13 protein-coding genes are annotated in these 15,706 nt (G+C 59.0%); 8 read left to right on the top strand and 5 right to left on the bottom strand.

Translation table 11 applies throughout. From position 1 onward, the window contains the following. Positions 1-129 precede the first annotated feature (129 nt). Positions 130-588 (top strand): hypothetical protein, encoded by a 459-nt coding sequence (locus tag IDH41_RS16885; protein ID WP_190863045.1) that lies wholly within the window; start codon positions 130-132, stop codon positions 586-588. A 9-nt stretch (positions 589-597) separates the two neighbouring features. Here IDH41_RS16885 and IDH41_RS32160 read toward each other — a convergent pair whose 3' ends face one another. Beyond that, the gene (locus tag IDH41_RS32160; protein WP_190863043.1) at positions 598-2,832 is read right to left on the bottom strand and encodes a GDYXXLXY domain-containing protein; all 2,235 of its coding nucleotides are present in this window, start codon (positions 2,830-2,832) and stop codon (positions 598-600) included. 241 nt (positions 2,833-3,073) lie between these two features. Between IDH41_RS32160 and IDH41_RS16875 the strand changes: the two genes are divergently transcribed. Next, on the top strand, positions 3,074-4,594 hold the full coding sequence (locus tag IDH41_RS16875) for a methyl-accepting chemotaxis protein (RefSeq protein ID WP_190863041.1): 1,521 nt from the start codon (positions 3,074-3,076) through the stop codon (positions 4,592-4,594). A 72-nt stretch (positions 4,595-4,666) separates the two neighbouring features. On the opposite strand, the gene IDH41_RS16870 is transcribed toward IDH41_RS16875, so the two are convergent. After that, positions 4,667-5,353: a class I SAM-dependent methyltransferase gene (locus IDH41_RS16870; protein ID WP_190863039.1), complete on the bottom strand. Its 687-nt coding sequence runs from the start codon at positions 5,351-5,353 to the stop codon at positions 4,667-4,669. Positions 5,354-5,791: 438 nt separating this feature from the next. Here IDH41_RS16870 and IDH41_RS16865 point away from each other — a divergent pair, with 438 nt between their 5' ends. Both IDH41_RS16865 and IDH41_RS16860 read left to right on the top strand, forming a co-directional pair. Then, the gene (locus IDH41_RS16865; RefSeq protein WP_190863038.1) at positions 5,792-6,712 is read left to right on the top strand and encodes a macrolide 2'-phosphotransferase; all 921 of its coding nucleotides are present in this window, start codon (positions 5,792-5,794) and stop codon (positions 6,710-6,712) included. An 83-nt stretch (positions 6,713-6,795) separates the two neighbouring features. Then, on the top strand, positions 6,796-7,785 hold the full coding sequence (locus IDH41_RS16860) for a Gfo/Idh/MocA family protein (RefSeq protein WP_190863036.1): 990 nt from the start codon (positions 6,796-6,798) through the stop codon (positions 7,783-7,785). A 246-nt stretch (positions 7,786-8,031) separates the two neighbouring features. Here IDH41_RS16860 and IDH41_RS16855 read toward each other — a convergent pair whose 3' ends face one another. From IDH41_RS16855 to IDH41_RS16845, 3 genes are all read right to left on the bottom strand, one after another. Continuing rightward, positions 8,032-8,415: a zinc-binding dehydrogenase gene (locus IDH41_RS16855; RefSeq protein ID WP_317890765.1), complete on the bottom strand. Its 384-nt coding sequence runs from the start codon at positions 8,413-8,415 to the stop codon at positions 8,032-8,034. Then, on the bottom strand, positions 8,412-9,395 hold the full coding sequence (locus IDH41_RS16850) for a BadF/BadG/BcrA/BcrD ATPase family protein (protein WP_190863034.1): 984 nt from the start codon (positions 9,393-9,395) through the stop codon (positions 8,412-8,414). The genes IDH41_RS16855 and IDH41_RS16850 overlap by 4 nt, the downstream gene beginning before the upstream one ends. Before the next feature lie 366 nt (positions 9,396-9,761). After that, positions 9,762-10,493 (bottom strand): MerR family transcriptional regulator, encoded by a 732-nt coding sequence (locus IDH41_RS16845; protein ID WP_190863032.1) that lies wholly within the window; start codon positions 10,491-10,493, stop codon positions 9,762-9,764. Between the two features lie 172 nt (positions 10,494-10,665). On the opposite strand from IDH41_RS16845, the gene IDH41_RS16840 reads away from it, so the two are divergent. The 4 genes from IDH41_RS16840 (at position 10,666) to IDH41_RS16825 (ending at position 15,452) form a co-directional block, all read left to right on the top strand. Then, complete coding sequence (locus IDH41_RS16840; protein WP_190863030.1) at positions 10,666-12,408, top strand: ABC transporter ATP-binding protein; 1,743 nt, start codon at positions 10,666-10,668, stop codon at positions 12,406-12,408. A gap of 34 nt (positions 12,409-12,442) precedes the next feature. Continuing rightward, a complete protein-coding gene (locus tag IDH41_RS16835) occupies positions 12,443-13,117 on the top strand; it encodes a response regulator transcription factor (protein WP_190863028.1) in 675 nt (224 codons plus the stop codon). Further along, complete coding sequence (locus IDH41_RS16830) at positions 13,114-14,229, top strand: sensor histidine kinase (protein WP_190863026.1); 1,116 nt, start codon at positions 13,114-13,116, stop codon at positions 14,227-14,229. Before IDH41_RS16835 ends, IDH41_RS16830 begins: the two co-directional genes overlap by 4 nt. A 233-nt stretch (positions 14,230-14,462) precedes the next feature. Then, positions 14,463-15,452 carry an MBL fold metallo-hydrolase gene (locus tag IDH41_RS16825; protein WP_397328133.1) on the top strand — a complete coding sequence of 330 codons (990 nt, stop codon included), beginning with the start codon at positions 14,463-14,465 and terminating at the stop codon, positions 15,450-15,452. Positions 15,453-15,706: the final 254 nt, after the last annotated feature.

Raw genomic sequence — 15,706 nt, 5'->3', positions numbered from 1 at the left:
CCGATTCGGGCCGCGGGGACGCCACTCCGCGTTTCATGCATCATTATAAATCTCTCATAAAGTCCGAACCGGATCTTCCTCTACGAATGATTATACTGATACAACCCATTCGGAAGGGAGAACGATTCGATGACGACGGATGCCGCGCAAACCCAATTGCGCAACTTTACGATATCGACGGAAATCTTTTTTAAGCCGAACCTGGACATTTATTCGCAGATGACTTACATCGTGCTTAGCTCGCACACATCGGATACCGCGTCGCTGTCGCTGTCCGAAGTGGCCAAGAAAGGCCGCATGACGACGAAGCAGGCGATCAAGGCGATGCAGGAGCTCGTCGACGAACAGCTCATTCCGCATAAGCTGTTCCGCAAAATGATCGGCGAATTCCAGGACGACCGCCTGTCCTGGGCCGCCAAAGGCCTGCTGACCTATTGCAAGCAGCACCGCAATATTACGATCGACGAGCTGCTCATGCTGTCCGACCAATCCGGCGAAGACGAGCACAGCATCCGGAAGGCGCTCTCCGAGCTTGCGCGCAACGGTTATTTGGAGGAATATCCCGAGCTTAGAAGGCTGGCGAATTAGGGAAAGGGATCATTCCCCGCCGATGCGCTCCAGCATCGCGTCGCCGCGTCCGTTCACCCTGACGTAGGCGTACTTGGCATTCCGCTCAGCGTCCCGGCCGGTGCCTTCCGGAACGAAATACGTTTCGATGCCGTAATAGACGGTTTGCCAGCCGCTCGCCTTGCCTTTGATCATGATTTCGCCGTCCGCCAGCTTCTCGCCGTCCTTGTACAGCCGGTCGAAGACGTACGCCCCCGAGGCGTCCGGACGAAGCACGACCTTGATCCGGCTTAGGCCCGGCCGGGATTCCAGCTCGGCCGCAATCGCCTGCGGCGGCGTAGAGATAGCGTAGCGGAGCGTCATGTAATCGCCCTGAAGCATCGATCTCGGGTCGACCGGTTCGATCCGCAGCTTGATCTCGGTGCCGCCCGTGAGCAGAGACTCGCTTGCCGCCGCTTGATAGCCGACGTAGCCGAGCTGCAGCGCCACGACGACGGCGATGAGGACCGGGCTTCTGCGCGGCATGAAACGGGAACGGCCCGCCTCCTCCGGCGCGCCCGCCCGCGCCCGGTAGGCGAACGCGTACGTGATCGCGATGAAGAGAAGGCCCAGCACCGCGAGCGTGATCGATTTGTGCAGCAGCGACCATAGCAGATCGTAATATTTGAAGGCGACGAACGCGAACCAGAACGTCAGGCCGAGCGTCGTCCCGTAAGCTTCGCCGCGCCGGACGAACAGGAAGGCCAGCCCGGTTACCGCGATGAAGTTGAACCAGTTGAACAACAAATTCGAATGCGGATAAATATTTTCCATGAACGTCAGCCAGAACAGGAACAACAGCGCGTAGAACAGTCCGCCCTCCCACAAATGCCGCCTTGAAGGGCCGTCCCGGAGCAGGAACCGGCAGGCAAGGACGACCGCGTTCAGCACCGCGAGAGCAAATACGATATAAGTTGGCGTGTGCTCGATTCGGTCCATGAGCTGGAACAGCACGATCGCGGCATTCAGGTTGATCAGCGAATAGGTGAGGAGATGCTGGGCGCGTCCCTGCAGCCGGAACCATCCGGCGGCCGTCACGAAGAGGAACAGCAGCGACAGGCCGGCCGAATCGATCCAGATGACGGCGACGATGCCGACCGCGTAGCCGATCGTCAGCAGCGTATAGCGAACGACGGGATTTATTGTTCGGAGCCAGAGGGCCGGGATGACGAACAGAACCCCAAGGACGAATAACGTATATTGAGGGTCGGCGTCCCCCGAAGCCATCACGACAAGTCCGATGAGGGATATGCTGCCGATCAGAATGCCGATAACGGTCACGATCATGGATACGATGCTGCCGACCGCCTCCTTCTTGCCGGGCGCGGCAGGCTCCTTCACCGCTTCTTCCCCGGCGTTATCCCCGCTATGCCCCAGCCGGTTCAAATACCGGAAGAACATGACGTTCCCCGCGAGCAGCAAAGCCACGAAGAGAAGGCCGCAGACGAAGAAAGCCGTCGACAAATGCTCCGCCATGAGCTTGATGAATTTCGATACGGCGTAGGCGGAAGCCGCAAGCGCAAGCAAAGTGAGCATCGTTTTGTCCAATCGTACGCGGATGTAGTAGTAAAACCCCGCCGCGATCCCCGCTAGGGCGGCGATATTGGTCCAAACGTTGTACGGGGCCGGCTCGAAATAGTTCGCGAGCACAAGCAGAGAGACATGCAGGACAAGGAAGCTCAGCACCTTCAAGGGAGCGGACTTCAGTGCCTTCGTCTCCGTCAGCGCGAGCAGGACGAGATTGAGCAAGGCGAACAGGCAGCCGATCAGGAGCATATGCCAATCGGTATGCCGGATATACAGTGAAGATGGAAAGAAATATTGCCAAATCGTCATATGCCCAAGCGCGAAGGCCAGGATGTAGAAGGCCCCGCTGCGCGTAATGACGGCAAACAGCAGCGCCGGCACGGACCAGACGAGGAACAGCTCGTACGTATCCACCTGGGAGTGGTAGATTTGGTGCAGAAGCGCGACGGCCGCTCCGAAGGAGACGCAGCCGCCGACGAGAAAGCTGGCCGACAGGAACGAGTGGTGGCCCAGCATGATTTTCATTTTCGAGAAAAAATAAGACGCCCCGTAGAACAGCACGAGGATGCCGGCGGAGCAAAGGATTTTGTCGGCCCGTCCGAAGCCGTCCCAATTCGCCGCAAAAAAGTAAATGACGGACGCAAGCAATAAGGAGACGCCCATCAGAAATCCGACGCGCGCCACATTTAATCGGACCATCGCGTTCACATGCCTTTCTTGGTTGGTATGTCTGTATTATAGTGACCGTTCCCACCGCAAACTAGTACTCTCTTTTTGTAGTACCGCCCTCGGAATTGCCTCTACAAAACCAGGACGAATTTCCCGATAAAAGAGGTATCCGACCTATTTCGGCAGCGATCACCTTAAATTGCGCGGCCATCGGGTAGTACCCTGGAAGCAGGGAGTAGTAAGCGATTACATAAGGGGATGGGTGACAGGCATGACGAACATTTACAGGAACATCCGAACGGCTGCCAAAGAGAGGGACAAGCTTCTATCCGCTAGGGACCGGGACATGGTGCGGCGCAATTCCGTCGTCATGTTCGCCAACGTTTTCACGCTGGCCGTAACTTTGATGAGCATGATCGCTTTTCTCGGGAAGGGCAATACCGACGGCAGCGCGTATACGGTCATCGGGCTGCAGCTTGCATTGACGGGACTGTACGCGTTCTTTCACTATTCCCGGAAGCTGATTCAATCCATCGGCTACATTGCCGTTCTCGGCACGGCCGTCAGCTCGGTCTCCTCCATTCTTCAATCCCCGAGCGTAGCCAATACGTTTTCGATTTTCTATATGCTCGTCATTTGCGTCATATTCATGCGGCTGTGGTCGCTCATTCTCGGACTCGTTATCGGATTCGCCCAGCTGCTGTACATTCTGATCGGGCAGCAGGAGCAGCTAAAGCTGGACGAAAGCGCGATTCCGACCTTCGTGATCCTGTACGTCCTGATCGCGGCGCTGCTGATCGGGCTAATCTACGTATCGTCGCGCCTCATAGGCAGCATGGAGGCTTCGCGGGATCAAGCCGAGCGGCTGTCCGCGCAGCAGGCGGAGCAGAAGAAGGCCGTGCTGGACAATGTAGCGGAGGTGTCCGCGCATCTTGGCGGCGTCACGCAGGCAGGCGAGGACAATAACTTCGCCTTCGTCGAGATGAACATCGCGTTCCAGGAAATTTCCCGGGGCGCTTCGGACCAAGTGGATTCGACGCTGGCAATCAGCGATTCCATCCAAGAGATGAACGTGCTCGTCGGCGAGATGACGAGCTCGATCGAGGAGCTGCTGGGCAAAACCGGAGAAGCGGCCCGGCTGGCGGACGAGGGCAGGAGCAAGATGAACAGGCTGTCGGAGACGAATGCGGGCTTCGCGAAGGACATCGAGTCGGTTACGGAAGAGACGTCGCAGCTGATCGACCGGCTTGCGGAGACGAGCCAATTCAGCGTGACGATCAGCGATATCGCGAATCAGACGAATCTGCTGGCGCTCAACGCCAGCATCGAAGCGGCGCGCGCCGGCGAACACGGCAAAGGCTTCGCCGTCGTGGCCGCCGAGATCCGGAAGCTGGCGGACATGACCTCGCTGGCCGCGGCGCGCATTACGGAACAGCTGGAGGAGTTCGCCCGGCAGTCCGAGTCGACCCGCGGCAAGCTGAACGAAGCGGCTGCCCGCACGCAGGAGAGCGGCGCGATCACAGAGCAGACGAAGCAATCGTTCGAGTCCATTACGGATTCGGTCGCGCAGCTTAACGCGCTTACGTCCGGGTACAGCGGCCTGATGCACAAGATCGGCGGCTCCTCCGGGGTCATCGCGGATTCCACGTCCAATCTCGCGTCCATCAGCGAGGAAGCATCCGCGACGCTCGAGCAGCTGTCCGCGACGCTGGACAACCTGCTGCAGAACAACCGCGCCAGCCTCGACCGGATCAAGGAGGCGGAGACAAGCCTTCGCGGCATAGCCGGATAAGGATGACAAGCCCCCTGACCTGCCGTTGTCAGGGGGCTTTTGCTGCCCGTTAGGGATAGGGAAGGCGGCCGATTACAGCCGCAGCCGCCAGACGCCCGCGCATTCGGGCACGACGGACAGCCTCCGCTTCGCGACTTCGTCCGCCAACTCGTCGCCGAAGAAGAAGCGGATAAGCTCCTCCGCCTCGCCGGCGCTCTCAAAGCGATAATCCATGCGGATCCATTGGTACGAGAAGCCGTATTCCTTCTCGAGCGCCGCGTAATATTGTTGCAGAAAATCGGGCGGATGAGGCGTTTCATGGCCGGTCCCCATCGTTTCGAAGACGAGGGCGGCGCCGCCCGGGCGAAGCACCCGCTTGATTTCGCCGATGACCCGGCGAATGTTTTGTTCCCAGCCGCGGGTTCTGGAATCCCCCAAGTAGCCGATGCTCCAGCCGGAGACGATGAGGTCCGCGCTTCGGTCCGCGAGCGGCAGGCTGCGGTGGTCGGCGACCTTCGTGCTCCAATTCGTGCAGCCGGCGTGCCGCAGTCTGGCGGCATTTACTTCGAGCATCGCTTCGGATGCGTCGAGCGCGATAATCGATTTCGCTTTCGCCGCCAGAGGGACCGTCAGCCTGCCCGAGCCGGCTCCCAGATCGACGACGTCGAGCCCTGCGGGGGGGAATAGCTCTTCAATCGCTTCGCCCAGATCGGGCTGCTTCGCGATAAGCCGGTGATACCGCTCGGCTTCTTCTTGATAGATGGTTTGATGGTCTGGCATGTCGGCTTCCTCCTGATCATTCGCGTAATCGCCTTTATCGTAAAGGTTGACGCGGCGTTAAGGTCAAGCCGTTATTCCGAAAAAGCGTTGTCGAGGGCGAAGGTATCTGCTACACTGGGGTTACTTTATTCGAACGGAGGGGTTACGTGTGGTAGATTTTTCCCGATTGAGAAAGGCCCGCGTCTAATTGCGGCTTGCTCATCGCTCTGCTTGTGCGCGGAGCAATCGGGATACGTATGTCTATCCGCGGATACCCCCTGTATGGCTAGTAAGAATGGTAACGTAACGGACATCACGCCGATGGGCGGATGGTTTGTTTCGTTAATCCATAGCCTATAGGCATACGATTCTTTGGGTTTCCGATAATCCGATTGCGACGAACACGGGCGGCAGCGTCTGTGTTTTTTATTTTGTCTAATTTGAAGGAGCGGATGCCAAATGACAACTTTACAACCGAACGAATATACGAGCGTGAAACAACAATTGCTGACCGCCGCGGCGGCCGGCGGCTTGCGGATTGAGGAGGACAGCCTCGACATCAACGAGTCGGGCATGGACTTCCTGGTGGCGTTCGCGAAGGACGCCGGCGGGGCGCGCTGGGTGCTCCGCAAGCCGAGACGCGCCGACGTGCTGGAGCGAGCGGAGAACGAATATAAAGTGCTGAAGCTCGTGCGGGAGCAGCTGCCGATCGACGCGCCGGACTGGCGAATCTTTACGCCGGAGCTGATCGCTTACCCGCTGCTCGGCGGCAAGCCGGTTGCCACCGTCGATCCGGCCGCGGGCGGATATGCCTGGCTGTACGAGCAGCATTCGCTGCCGGAAGCATTCTTCGACTCGTTCGCCGAAGCGCTGGCGGCGCTGCACCGCATCGATCACGGGAAGGCGGCCGAGGCGGGGCTTCGCGTGAAAAGTCCGTTGGAGGCGCGCCAGGCGTTCGCGGACGTGATCGAAGAGGTGAAGCAGCATTTCGCCGTGCCGGCCGAGCTGCTGCAGAGATGGACGACTTGGCTGGCGCGCGGCTCCTACTGGCCGGACTATAGCGTTCTTAACCATGGCGATATGCATCCGCCGCATATTCTGATCGACGAGCATCGCCGGGTGACGGGCTTCCAGGACTGGACGGAAGCGGAGGTCGGCGATCCGGGCAAAGATTTCGTCATTTTCTACGCCTTGTTCGGCGAGGAGGGGCTGCGGGATTTGCTCAAGCGTTACGAGAAGGCGGGCGGCCGGGTATGGCCGACCATGCATGAGCATATCGCCGAGCAATGGGCCGCGTATCCCGCGATGGTGGCCAAATTCGCGCTGATGACCGGGAAGGAAGCGGATATGGAGATGGCCAAAGCTTTTATGGGCCTATAAGGCGGTGACGCTTCACTCCGCAAAGGATGTCCGATATAATGAAAAATGGTAACGATGTCCAAGTCAAAGGAGTGGAGAAGTGCATGTCGAAGCAAACGATCAAATGGGCAATTCTCGGACCGGGCGGAATTTCGTCCACGTTCGCCAAAGATTTGGCCTATGCCGAAGGGGCGGAGCTGATCGCCGTCGGAGGACGGAACCTGGAGAAGGCGGAGCGCTTCGCCAAGGAATATAACATACCGAGGGCTTACGGCTCGGTCGATCAGCTTGCGGGGGACGAAGACGTCGATATCGTCTATGTCGGAACGCTGCATCCCGCGCATAAGGACAATGTGCTGGCCATGCTTCGCGCGGGCAAAGCCGTCCTCTGCGAGAAGCCGTTCTGCATGAACGCGGCGGAAGCGAAGGAAATGATCGAAGCGGCGGGCGAAAACAAAGTTTTCCTGATGGAGGCGATGTGGACGCGGTATTTGCCGCCGATCGTCAAAGTTCGGGAATGGATCGCCGAGGGACGAATCGGAGAGGTGCGGCTGTTGAAGGCCGACTTCGGCTTCAACATCGGCTGGCAGCCGCAAAGCCGCTTGCTGGATCCGGCGCTTGGCGGAGGCGCGCTGCTGGACGCGGGCATTTATCCGGTATCGTTCGCCTCGATGATCTTCGGCGGGCAGCCGTCCAAAATCATGAGCAGCGCGAGGATCGGCGAGACGGGCGTGGACGAGCAGTTCTCCCTTCTGTTCGAATACGAAGGCGGACGCGCGGCGGCGCTGAACGGAGCCGTTCAGCTCGGCATGGTGAGCGATGCCTATATTTACGGGACGAAGGGGCATATCCACGTTCCGAATTTCCTGTTCGGCAAATCGGCCTCCCTTCACGTCGCGCAGGAAGAACCGGTCAAGTTCGAGGACGACCGCCAGTCGAAAGGGTACGCGTTCGAGGCGGAGGAAGCGATGGCCTGCTTGCGCGAGGGCCGGTTGGAGAGCTCCGTCATGCCGCTCCGGGAAACGCTGGACATCATGGCGACGCTCGACGAGATCCGGCGGCAATGGGGACTTCGGTATCCGGCGGACGAGTAGCGTTTTTTGGGGAGCTTAGTTGCCCGCGTTGTAGGCGGCCAGCGAGACCTTGTTGGGAGCAGATTGGTTTAAATATTTGAAACTGACTCTCGTGTTGTTGGGATAAAGAGGGATTTAGTTTCAGTTTTTGAAAATAAAGGGCAAGATAGCGATGGACGAGCTTGTTGGCGAGCAGATTTATTTCAATATTTGAAACTATATTTCAAAATGGCTGGTTTGAGGGTGACTTAGTTTCAGTTATTGATCCTATACCGTTTCCTCGTCGCCTGCCAGCAGCTTATTTCGGAATTGCGGAGTCGTCGCTCGTCGCTCGACATTTCCCGGATTCGTATCATCATGCAGAAAAGCCCCGAAAAGGGGCTTTTCTCTATTTTGCCCGTCTCGCTCGAAGGATTCGACAACGACCTTGCCGATCATGCGGCCCGATTCGACCAATCGATGGGCTTCGGGCAAATTTGCGACATTGATGGGTGACAGCCGCTTGTTCAACGTCGTGCGAAGGTTGCCCGCATCGATGCGGGCGGCATGCTCGGCAAGCAGCTTGTGCGGCTCGATCATGTCGGGCGTCTCGTACATCGATCGGGCGAGACGAACAAAAACAAGCAGAAAACGGATGTTGGCGCCAATCACGCAGAGTAGTCGGCTCCGTTCCGAATATTGTCAAGGAAGGCTTCGCCGATCGGCAGGCCCAAATGCTTCATCGCGAGCAGGACCGAGCCGACGACCGGCGGGAAGGCCGGCTCCGCGACGGCGAAGCGGCCGTTGTTGCCGCTCTTATCGAGCTGCGCGCGCAAAGTCCGGTAGAAATAAGGGCTGTTCGCGACACTGCCGATGAACGCGACCGGAATGTCGCCTCCGCCGAGCGAGGGGGCGATAAGCTCGATCCCGACCTTCGTCTGCAGGATCGCCCGGTCGCAGACGCGCCTGGCCGTCGAGCTGCCTTGCTCGGCGGCACGGGTAAGGATCGGGGCGAAATCGCCGAAATGCTTGTCCCGCTCCCGGCGGTCCGGATGAAAGCCGCGCTTGGCGACGTCTCCGAGCTCGCTAAGCGAGCGAACGTTCCAGTGGCCGAGCATCGATTGGACAAGCTCGGCGTCGGACTCGTCGGCGTTGCCGGCAAGCGTCTCGTATACCGCGTCATAGGCAAGGAACCGGGCAGCGCTGGCGGCGTAGTGGTGAAAATCGTAATTGCGCACGACCTCCCCGTCCAACGTTACGCCTACGATAATGGAGCCGGTTCCCGCAATGACGACGATGCCGGGCTCGCCCAGCAAGGCGCCTGCATGCGCGGATACGGCGTCGTTGACATGCCATTTCGGGCAGGCAAGACCGGGCAGCTCCGTGGACGGCCGAATCCAGTCCAGATCGGACGGTTGATCGTACCCCGCAATGCCGGCGGCAAGTCCGATCGCTTGCCCGGCCGCGCAGCCTGCCTGGCTAAGCGCCTCGCGTATTGCTTCGCGCACATTCTGTGCCGCGCGTTCGTCCTTATGAAACGAAGCCGACCCTCGTTCGACGTAGGCCAGCGCGTTCCCATCCGTGTCGCATACGAGGACGCGGGTATGCGTTCCGCCGCCGTCAATGCCGATGACCGCTTTCTTTTCGTTCATTTCTCGTTCCTCCTAAGGTTTGCGCAGCAAACCTGCTTCGAAAGCGTACACTAAGGTTTGCGCAGCAAACCCGCCTCGAAAGCATACGCTAAGGTTTGCGCAGCAAACCTGCTTCGAAAGCGTACGCTAAGGTTTGCGCAGCAAACCTGCTTCGAAAGCGTACGCTAAGGTTTGCGCGGCAAACCCGCTTCGAAAGCGTACGCTTTGCTTTGTATTCCTATTTTAGCGTATTTGCTTCGAATACTGTGGAGAATTTTTCCTGTATGACCTAAACAGGCTGGAGAGTTTCCGTATCGGCCCGCGAACGGGAAAGGGGCCGCTCCGCAGATAAGCCCGGGAACGGCCCCTTGAACCGAGCCGCCACCGTTATGGCGACAGCGCTTCATGGATATAGCGGTACAGCTCGGCGTTCAAGCCGAATTGGAGCGAGCTGCCGGGATGATCGGTATGGAACCGCTCCGCAGACGCCACGATGCCGGCATCGCCGCCGCCGAATACGTCGAAAATTTCTTTCCAGCTCCTCGCCAAAGCTGCGACTTCCGGGTCGCCGGCCGGCACTCCCTCGTCCAGCTTGCTTTGCAGCCCGGCAAGCAGCCTCGTCCAGTCCTGCTCGTACTGCCGCTGCCTTTCAGGGCTAATCCGGCTTTGAATGTTCTCGATTGCTTTCAATTGCTCCGGCGTAAAATAGTTTTCCGCGCTCATCGTAATCACCTCGATCGTTTTGATAAATTGCTCCGTCGTTACATTATGGTTCTCCTTCAGCAGCTGCTGCAGATGCAGCAATCGGCCTCGAAGCTCCTCCTGCAGACGAATATGCTCGTTCAGCTTCTCCAGCTGCAGCCGGATGACCTCTTCCGGATCGAACCGCGGGCTTTCCATGAAACGTTTGATCTCGTCCAAGGCGAAGCCGAGCTGCTTAAGCGATACGATCTGCTGCAGCTTCGCGATATCCCGCTCCGAATAAAGCCGATGCCCCGCCTCGGTATGGGCCGAAGGACGCAGCAGCCCCTTCTGATCGTAATGATGCAGCGCCCGGACCGTAAGTCCGGTGCTCGCCGCCAATTCCCCGATTTTCCAGCCTTGCTTCCGAATGACCATCCCCTCGTTTCGCGCGTGTTTTATTTACCGGTACCCCTACTATAATTCCTGACGCTGTGTCAGAAGCAACCCCTTTTTTGCGAAAAACGGCAAGCCGTTTAAATTCCGTTTAAACTGACAACGTACAGTAAGGAACGTGGATGAGAGAATAGAGATAGGGGAGTGAAGCATAATGACAACTAAAAACAGCAAAGTCCGCCGCTTCGTCGGGCTTATGATGGAAACCGACCCGCCCAAGGCGCTGCTGGCCGTCGCGGCGGCGCTGAGCGTCGTGACGACGCTCGTCAGCCTGACGATACCGCTCTTCACCAAAAACCTCGTCAACGGCTTTTCGTTCGGCTCGCTCGGCTCGGGACAGATCGCCTGGCTGGCGGTCGCTTTCATCGCGCAGGTCGTCTCCGGCGGCGTATCGGTCTACCTGCTGCATTACGGCGGCAACAAGATCGTCTCGTCCATACGAGAGCGGCTTTGGAGCAAGCTGCTGAAGCTGCCGGTGCCGTATTACGACAACAAATCGTCGGGCGATACGATCAGCCGGCTGACGAACGATACGGTCGTTTTGAAAAGCCTCATCACGGAGCATACGACCGGCTTTTTTAACGGCATTTTATCGATTATCGGGGCGCTCGGCATCCTCTTCTACATGAACTGGCAGATGACGCTTCTGATGCTGATCGTATTCCCGGTCGCGGCCCTGGTCATGGTGCCGATCGGCCGCGGCATGTACAAGGTGTCCATGTCGACGCAGGAGGAGAACGCCCGCTTCGCCTCGGTCGTGAACCGGGTCGTATCGGAGATCCGGCTCGTGAAGGCGTCGGGCTCCGAGCCGGCGGAATTCGAGCAGGGGCAGACCGGCATCCGGAACCTGTTCCGCTTCGGCCTGAAGGAGGCGCGGATGCATGCTTTGATTTCGCCGATCGTCACGTTTATCGTGCTGCTGCTGCTCGTCAGCCTGATCGGGTTCGGCGGGGTGCAGGTATCGTCCGGCGCGATGACGGCCGGTGAGCTGGTCGCTTTTATGATGTACCTGTTCCAAATCATGCTGCCGATCACGCAAATTTCGCAATTTTTTACCCAATTTCAGAAGGCGATGGGCGCGACGGAGAGTATAATTGGGATTATGGAGTCGGAAGAGGAAGCGCAGGACAAGGGACTCGCGGTGAAAGAGATCGGCCAGACGCTGAAGGTGGAGCGCGTATCGTTCGCGTACAAGCCGGATGAGCCGATCTTGAAGGACGTCAGCATGACGATCGAAGCGGGCAAGGTTACCGCGCTCGTCGGTCCGAGCGGCAGCGGCAAGACGACGCTGTTCTCGCTGCTCGAGCGGTTCTACGACCCGACGTCCGGTTCGATCAAGCTGGGCGCGATGGACATTCGCGACGCGTCGCTCCGTTCGTGGCGCAGACAGATCGGCTACGTGTCGCAGGAAAGCCCGATCATCGCGGGAACAATTAAACAAAATCTATGTTATGGCCTGGACCGGGAGGCCAGCCGCGCGGAGATGGAGCAGGCCGCGCGCATGGCTTATGCGGACGGCTTCATCGAGGAGCTGCCGGACGGCTACGATACCGAGGTCGGGGAGCGGGGCATTAAGCTGTCCGGCGGCCAGAGGCAGCGGATCGCGATCGCCAGGGCGCTGCTGCGCGATCCGCAGCTCCTGATGCTGGACGAAGCGACGTCGAATCTGGACAGCAAGTCGGAGGAAGTCGTGCAGGACGCCCTCAAAAACTTGATGGTCGGCCGAACGACGGTCGTCATTGCCCACCGGCTGTCGACGGTCGTCGATGCCGATTCGATCGTCTTCATGGAGAAGGGCGTCATTACAGGCGTCGGCACGCACGAGCAGCTGTACGCGAGCCACGCGATGTACAGGGAATTCGCGAACGGACAGCTGCGGATGAACAAGTCCGCGTAACGCCGGTTCGTCAGGAAGCGAGGGAGCAATAAATATGGGCTATGTGCTAGTTGTCGACGACGATCCGCATATCCGGGAGCTGGTCCGCGTTATTTTGCAGAAGGAAGGGCTGATCGTGCAGGAGGCGGAAGACGGCGCGGCGGCGCTTGCGCTTATGGAGGCTTCTCCCGCGGATATGGTCATCCTCGATATTATGATGCCGAACATGGACGGCTGGGAACTGTGCAGGGAGCTGCGCAGAAGCTATGACATTCCGCTGCTCATGCTGACGGCCAAGGGCGAAATGGGCGACAAGGTGCGCGGCTTCAACCTGGGCACGGACGATTACCTGGTGAAGCCGTTCGATCCGGCGGAGCTGACCGTCCGGGTGCGCGCGCTGATGAAGCGGTACCGGATCGCGGCTTCCCGGCAGGTGACGGCGGGGGAGCTGCATTTGGACCGGCAGACGTACGAGGTGAAGGTCCGCGGGGAGCAGCAGCCGCTGCCGCCGAAGGAATTCGAGCTGCTGTTCATGCTCGCGGGCAATATCGGCCGGACACTGACGAGGAACCAGCTGATCGAGGCGATCTGGGGCTATGATTTCGACGGCAACGAGCGGACGCTCGACGTGCATGTGAACCGGCTGCGCGAGCGGTTCGCCGCCTGGGACGCCGCGGTCAGGATCAGCACGATCCGGGGGCTCGGCTACCGGCTGGAGGCCGTGAAATGAGGCGGAAGTTGACGAAACCGGCCATTATGCTGCGCAGGACGGGTTCCGTCTTGACGATGCTGGCGGCAAGCGGCTGCGCCTTCTCGATCGGCTATTGGCTGTCGCGCTGGTACTACAAGCGGCACGAGGTGGACTGGCCGGATTACGCGGTCCAGTTCGTCAATTGGTATTTGGGCATCTTCATCCTGCTGCTGATCTTTGCGATCGTAATGGCTCTTGCCCATCCGAAGCAGAAGGCGCTCTGGCAGGAATTGATCGGCGCGATGAGAAAAATCGCCAAGGGCGATTTCAGCGTCGTTCTCGACCGGGACAACAAGATGCACGGGCAATTCGGCGCATTCGTGCAATCGATCAACGAAATGACCCGGGAGCTGAAGCAGATGGAAATGCTCCGCCAGGAGTTTATCTCGAACGTCTCGCATGAAATCCAATCGCCGCTCACGTCGATCCGCGGCTTCGCGAGCACGCTGCAGCGCGACGATCTAAGTCCGGAGGAACGGAATCGCTATTTGTCGATTATCGAGAAGGAGACGTCCCGGCTGTCCAAAATAAGCGATAACCTGCTTAAGCTGACGACGCTGGAATCGGGGCAGGAGCAGCTGGACGCGAGGCGGTACCGGCTCGATCTGCAGCTCGAGGGCATCGTGCTCGCGAGCGAGCCGCAGTGGCTGGAGAAGGAGCTGGAGCTGGAGCTCGAGCTGCCGGAGACGGATATAACGGCGAACGAAGAGCTGCTCGGCCAGGTATGGGTCAATTTGATCCATAACGCGATCAAGTTCACCCCTCTCCGCGGGAGCGTGAAGGTGCTGCTGCGCCGGGACGGCGATGAGATCAAGGTACGCATCGAGGATACGGGGATCGGAATCGCGAAGGACGATAGGCAGCGCATATTCGAGCGGTTCTACAAGGGAGACAAGCAGCGTACTCGAACGGTGGAAGGAAGCGGACTCGGCTTGTCGATCGTGAAGAAGATCGTCGAGCTTCACCATGGGCGCATCGAAGTCGACAGCCGTCTGGGCGAGGGCTCCGTTTTCGAAGTGGGGCTGCAGGCGGAGCCTGGAGAGCGGCCTGTCGATTTAACGAAAAATTCACACAACCTTGGCGGAGGTTGAGGCGTATACATCACTATCGGTTAAAAAGTTAAGAAACGACCGAGCAGCAAGTAAGAGGGGGATGACGGATGTTTATTCTAGCAGGGATTATAGCCGCGTTTGTTATTGTCGTCTTTTTGGTGCTGCGTTATTATCCGGCGTTCGGGGCGGGGCCGTCCGAGGAGAGGCGCCTGCGGCTTCGCCGCTCGAAGCAGTATGCGGGGAGCAAATTCGTTAACGCGATTCCGACTTCGATGGACAGCACGACGAAGGAGAAGCTGGAAATTCTCGTTCAGTTCGTCAAAGGCAATCCGGCTTCGAGGCCGGCAAAGCCGCTGCAGACGAAGAAGTTGAGCGGGAACGACCTCGCGCCCGCCAAGCAGCCGAGCGTCACGTGGTTCGGCCATTCGGCGTCCATGCTCCGGCTGGACGGCAAGACGCTGCTGCTTGATCCGATGTTCGGCAGCGCGCCTTCGCCGTTTCCATTCGTTGGCGGGAAGCGATTCAGCGACCGGCTGCCGTTCGAGCTCGACGAGCTGCCGGTCATCGATGCCGCGCTCATCTCGCACGATCATTACGACCATCTCGATTACGGGTCGATCGTCAGATTGAAGAATAAAGTAAGGCGATTCATCGTTCCGCTCGGCGTCGGTCCGCATTTGGAGAGATGGGGCGTCGATCCCGCGGCGATCGAGGAGCACGACTGGTGGGACGAATTCGAATACGAGGGGCTGAAGCTGGCCTGCGCGCCGGCGAGGCATTTTTCGGGCAGAAGCCTGAACGACCGCGACGCGACGCTATGGTGCTCATGGGTCATCGAGGGGCGGGAGGCGAAGGTGTTCTTCAGCGGCGACAGCGGCTACGGGCCGCACTTCAAGGACATCGGCGACAAGTACGGTCCGTTCGACCTGACGCTGATGGAATGCGGCCAATACGATCCGAGATGGGCGAATATTCATATGATGCCGGAGGAAACGGTGCAGGCTCATCTGGACGTGCGCGGCAGCCTGATGATCCCGATCCACTGGGGCGCCTTCACGCTCGCGATGCACGACTGGACGGATCCGGTTGAACGCGCCCTGGCGGCCGCGGCGCGTCTCGGCGCGACGGTGCTGACGCCGAGAATCGGGGAGCCCGTTCCGCTCGGCGATACGGTCTATCCGACCTCCAAGTGGTGGGAGGAGGCCTTGGCTCTCAAAGGCGCGGCAGCGGGCAAGAGCAACAAAGAGCGGATCTGTACTTGAGCCGCGCTTGACAGGTCGATAGCGGCAGTCGGAGATGCATGCGGGATGCTTCCGGCTGCCGCTTCCTTTTGTCGTTCGGGAGCGATTCGATACGTACGAAGCGGAATCGATCGGCAGCTGCGGTGGGCTGATGCGCGACGATGGCAGTTTTAGTTTCAAAATTTGAAGTAAATACTCGTTCGAATGGGGGAATGATGCGCGATAGTTTCGAGAATTGAAATTAATCCGGACCATTTGCGAGCAAACCCGTTCAC

Origin of the sequence: Paenibacillus arenilitoris, assembly GCF_014705655.1 — a bacterium.
In the GTDB taxonomy this organism is placed as follows: domain Bacteria; phylum Bacillota; class Bacilli; order Paenibacillales; family Paenibacillaceae; genus Pristimantibacillus; species Pristimantibacillus arenilitoris.
The sequence above is the reverse complement of the archived record's forward strand: the minus strand, read 5'-3'. Positions and strand labels throughout refer to the sequence as shown.

Bases quoted from the DNA above. Each gene is read 5' to 3' on its own strand.
- IDH41_RS16885 (WP_190863045.1), top strand. From the start codon at position 130: ATGACGACGGATGCCGCGCAAACCCAATTGCGCAACTTTACGATATCG.
- IDH41_RS32160 (WP_190863043.1), bottom strand. From the start codon at position 2,832: ATGGTCCGATTAAATGTGGCGCGCGTCGGATTTCTGATGGGCGTCTCC.
- IDH41_RS16875 (WP_190863041.1), top strand. From the start codon at position 3,074: ATGACGAACATTTACAGGAACATCCGAACGGCTGCCAAAGAGAGGGAC.
- IDH41_RS16870 (WP_190863039.1), bottom strand. From the start codon at position 5,353: ATGCCAGACCATCAAACCATCTATCAAGAAGAAGCCGAGCGGTATCAC.
- IDH41_RS16865 (WP_190863038.1), top strand. From the start codon at position 5,792: ATGACAACTTTACAACCGAACGAATATACGAGCGTGAAACAACAATTG.
- IDH41_RS16860 (WP_190863036.1), top strand. From the start codon at position 6,796: ATGTCGAAGCAAACGATCAAATGGGCAATTCTCGGACCGGGCGGAATT.
- IDH41_RS16850 (WP_190863034.1), bottom strand. From the start codon at position 9,395: ATGAACGAAAAGAAAGCGGTCATCGGCATTGACGGCGGCGGAACGCAT.
- IDH41_RS16845 (WP_190863032.1), bottom strand. From the start codon at position 10,493: ATGGTCATTCGGAAGCAAGGCTGGAAAATCGGGGAATTGGCGGCGAGC.
- IDH41_RS16840 (WP_190863030.1), top strand. From the start codon at position 10,666: ATGACAACTAAAAACAGCAAAGTCCGCCGCTTCGTCGGGCTTATGATG.
- IDH41_RS16835 (WP_190863028.1), top strand. From the start codon at position 12,443: ATGGGCTATGTGCTAGTTGTCGACGACGATCCGCATATCCGGGAGCTG.
- IDH41_RS16830 (WP_190863026.1), top strand. From the start codon at position 13,114: ATGAGGCGGAAGTTGACGAAACCGGCCATTATGCTGCGCAGGACGGGT.
- IDH41_RS16825 (WP_397328133.1), top strand. From the start codon at position 14,463: ATGGACAGCACGACGAAGGAGAAGCTGGAAATTCTCGTTCAGTTCGTC.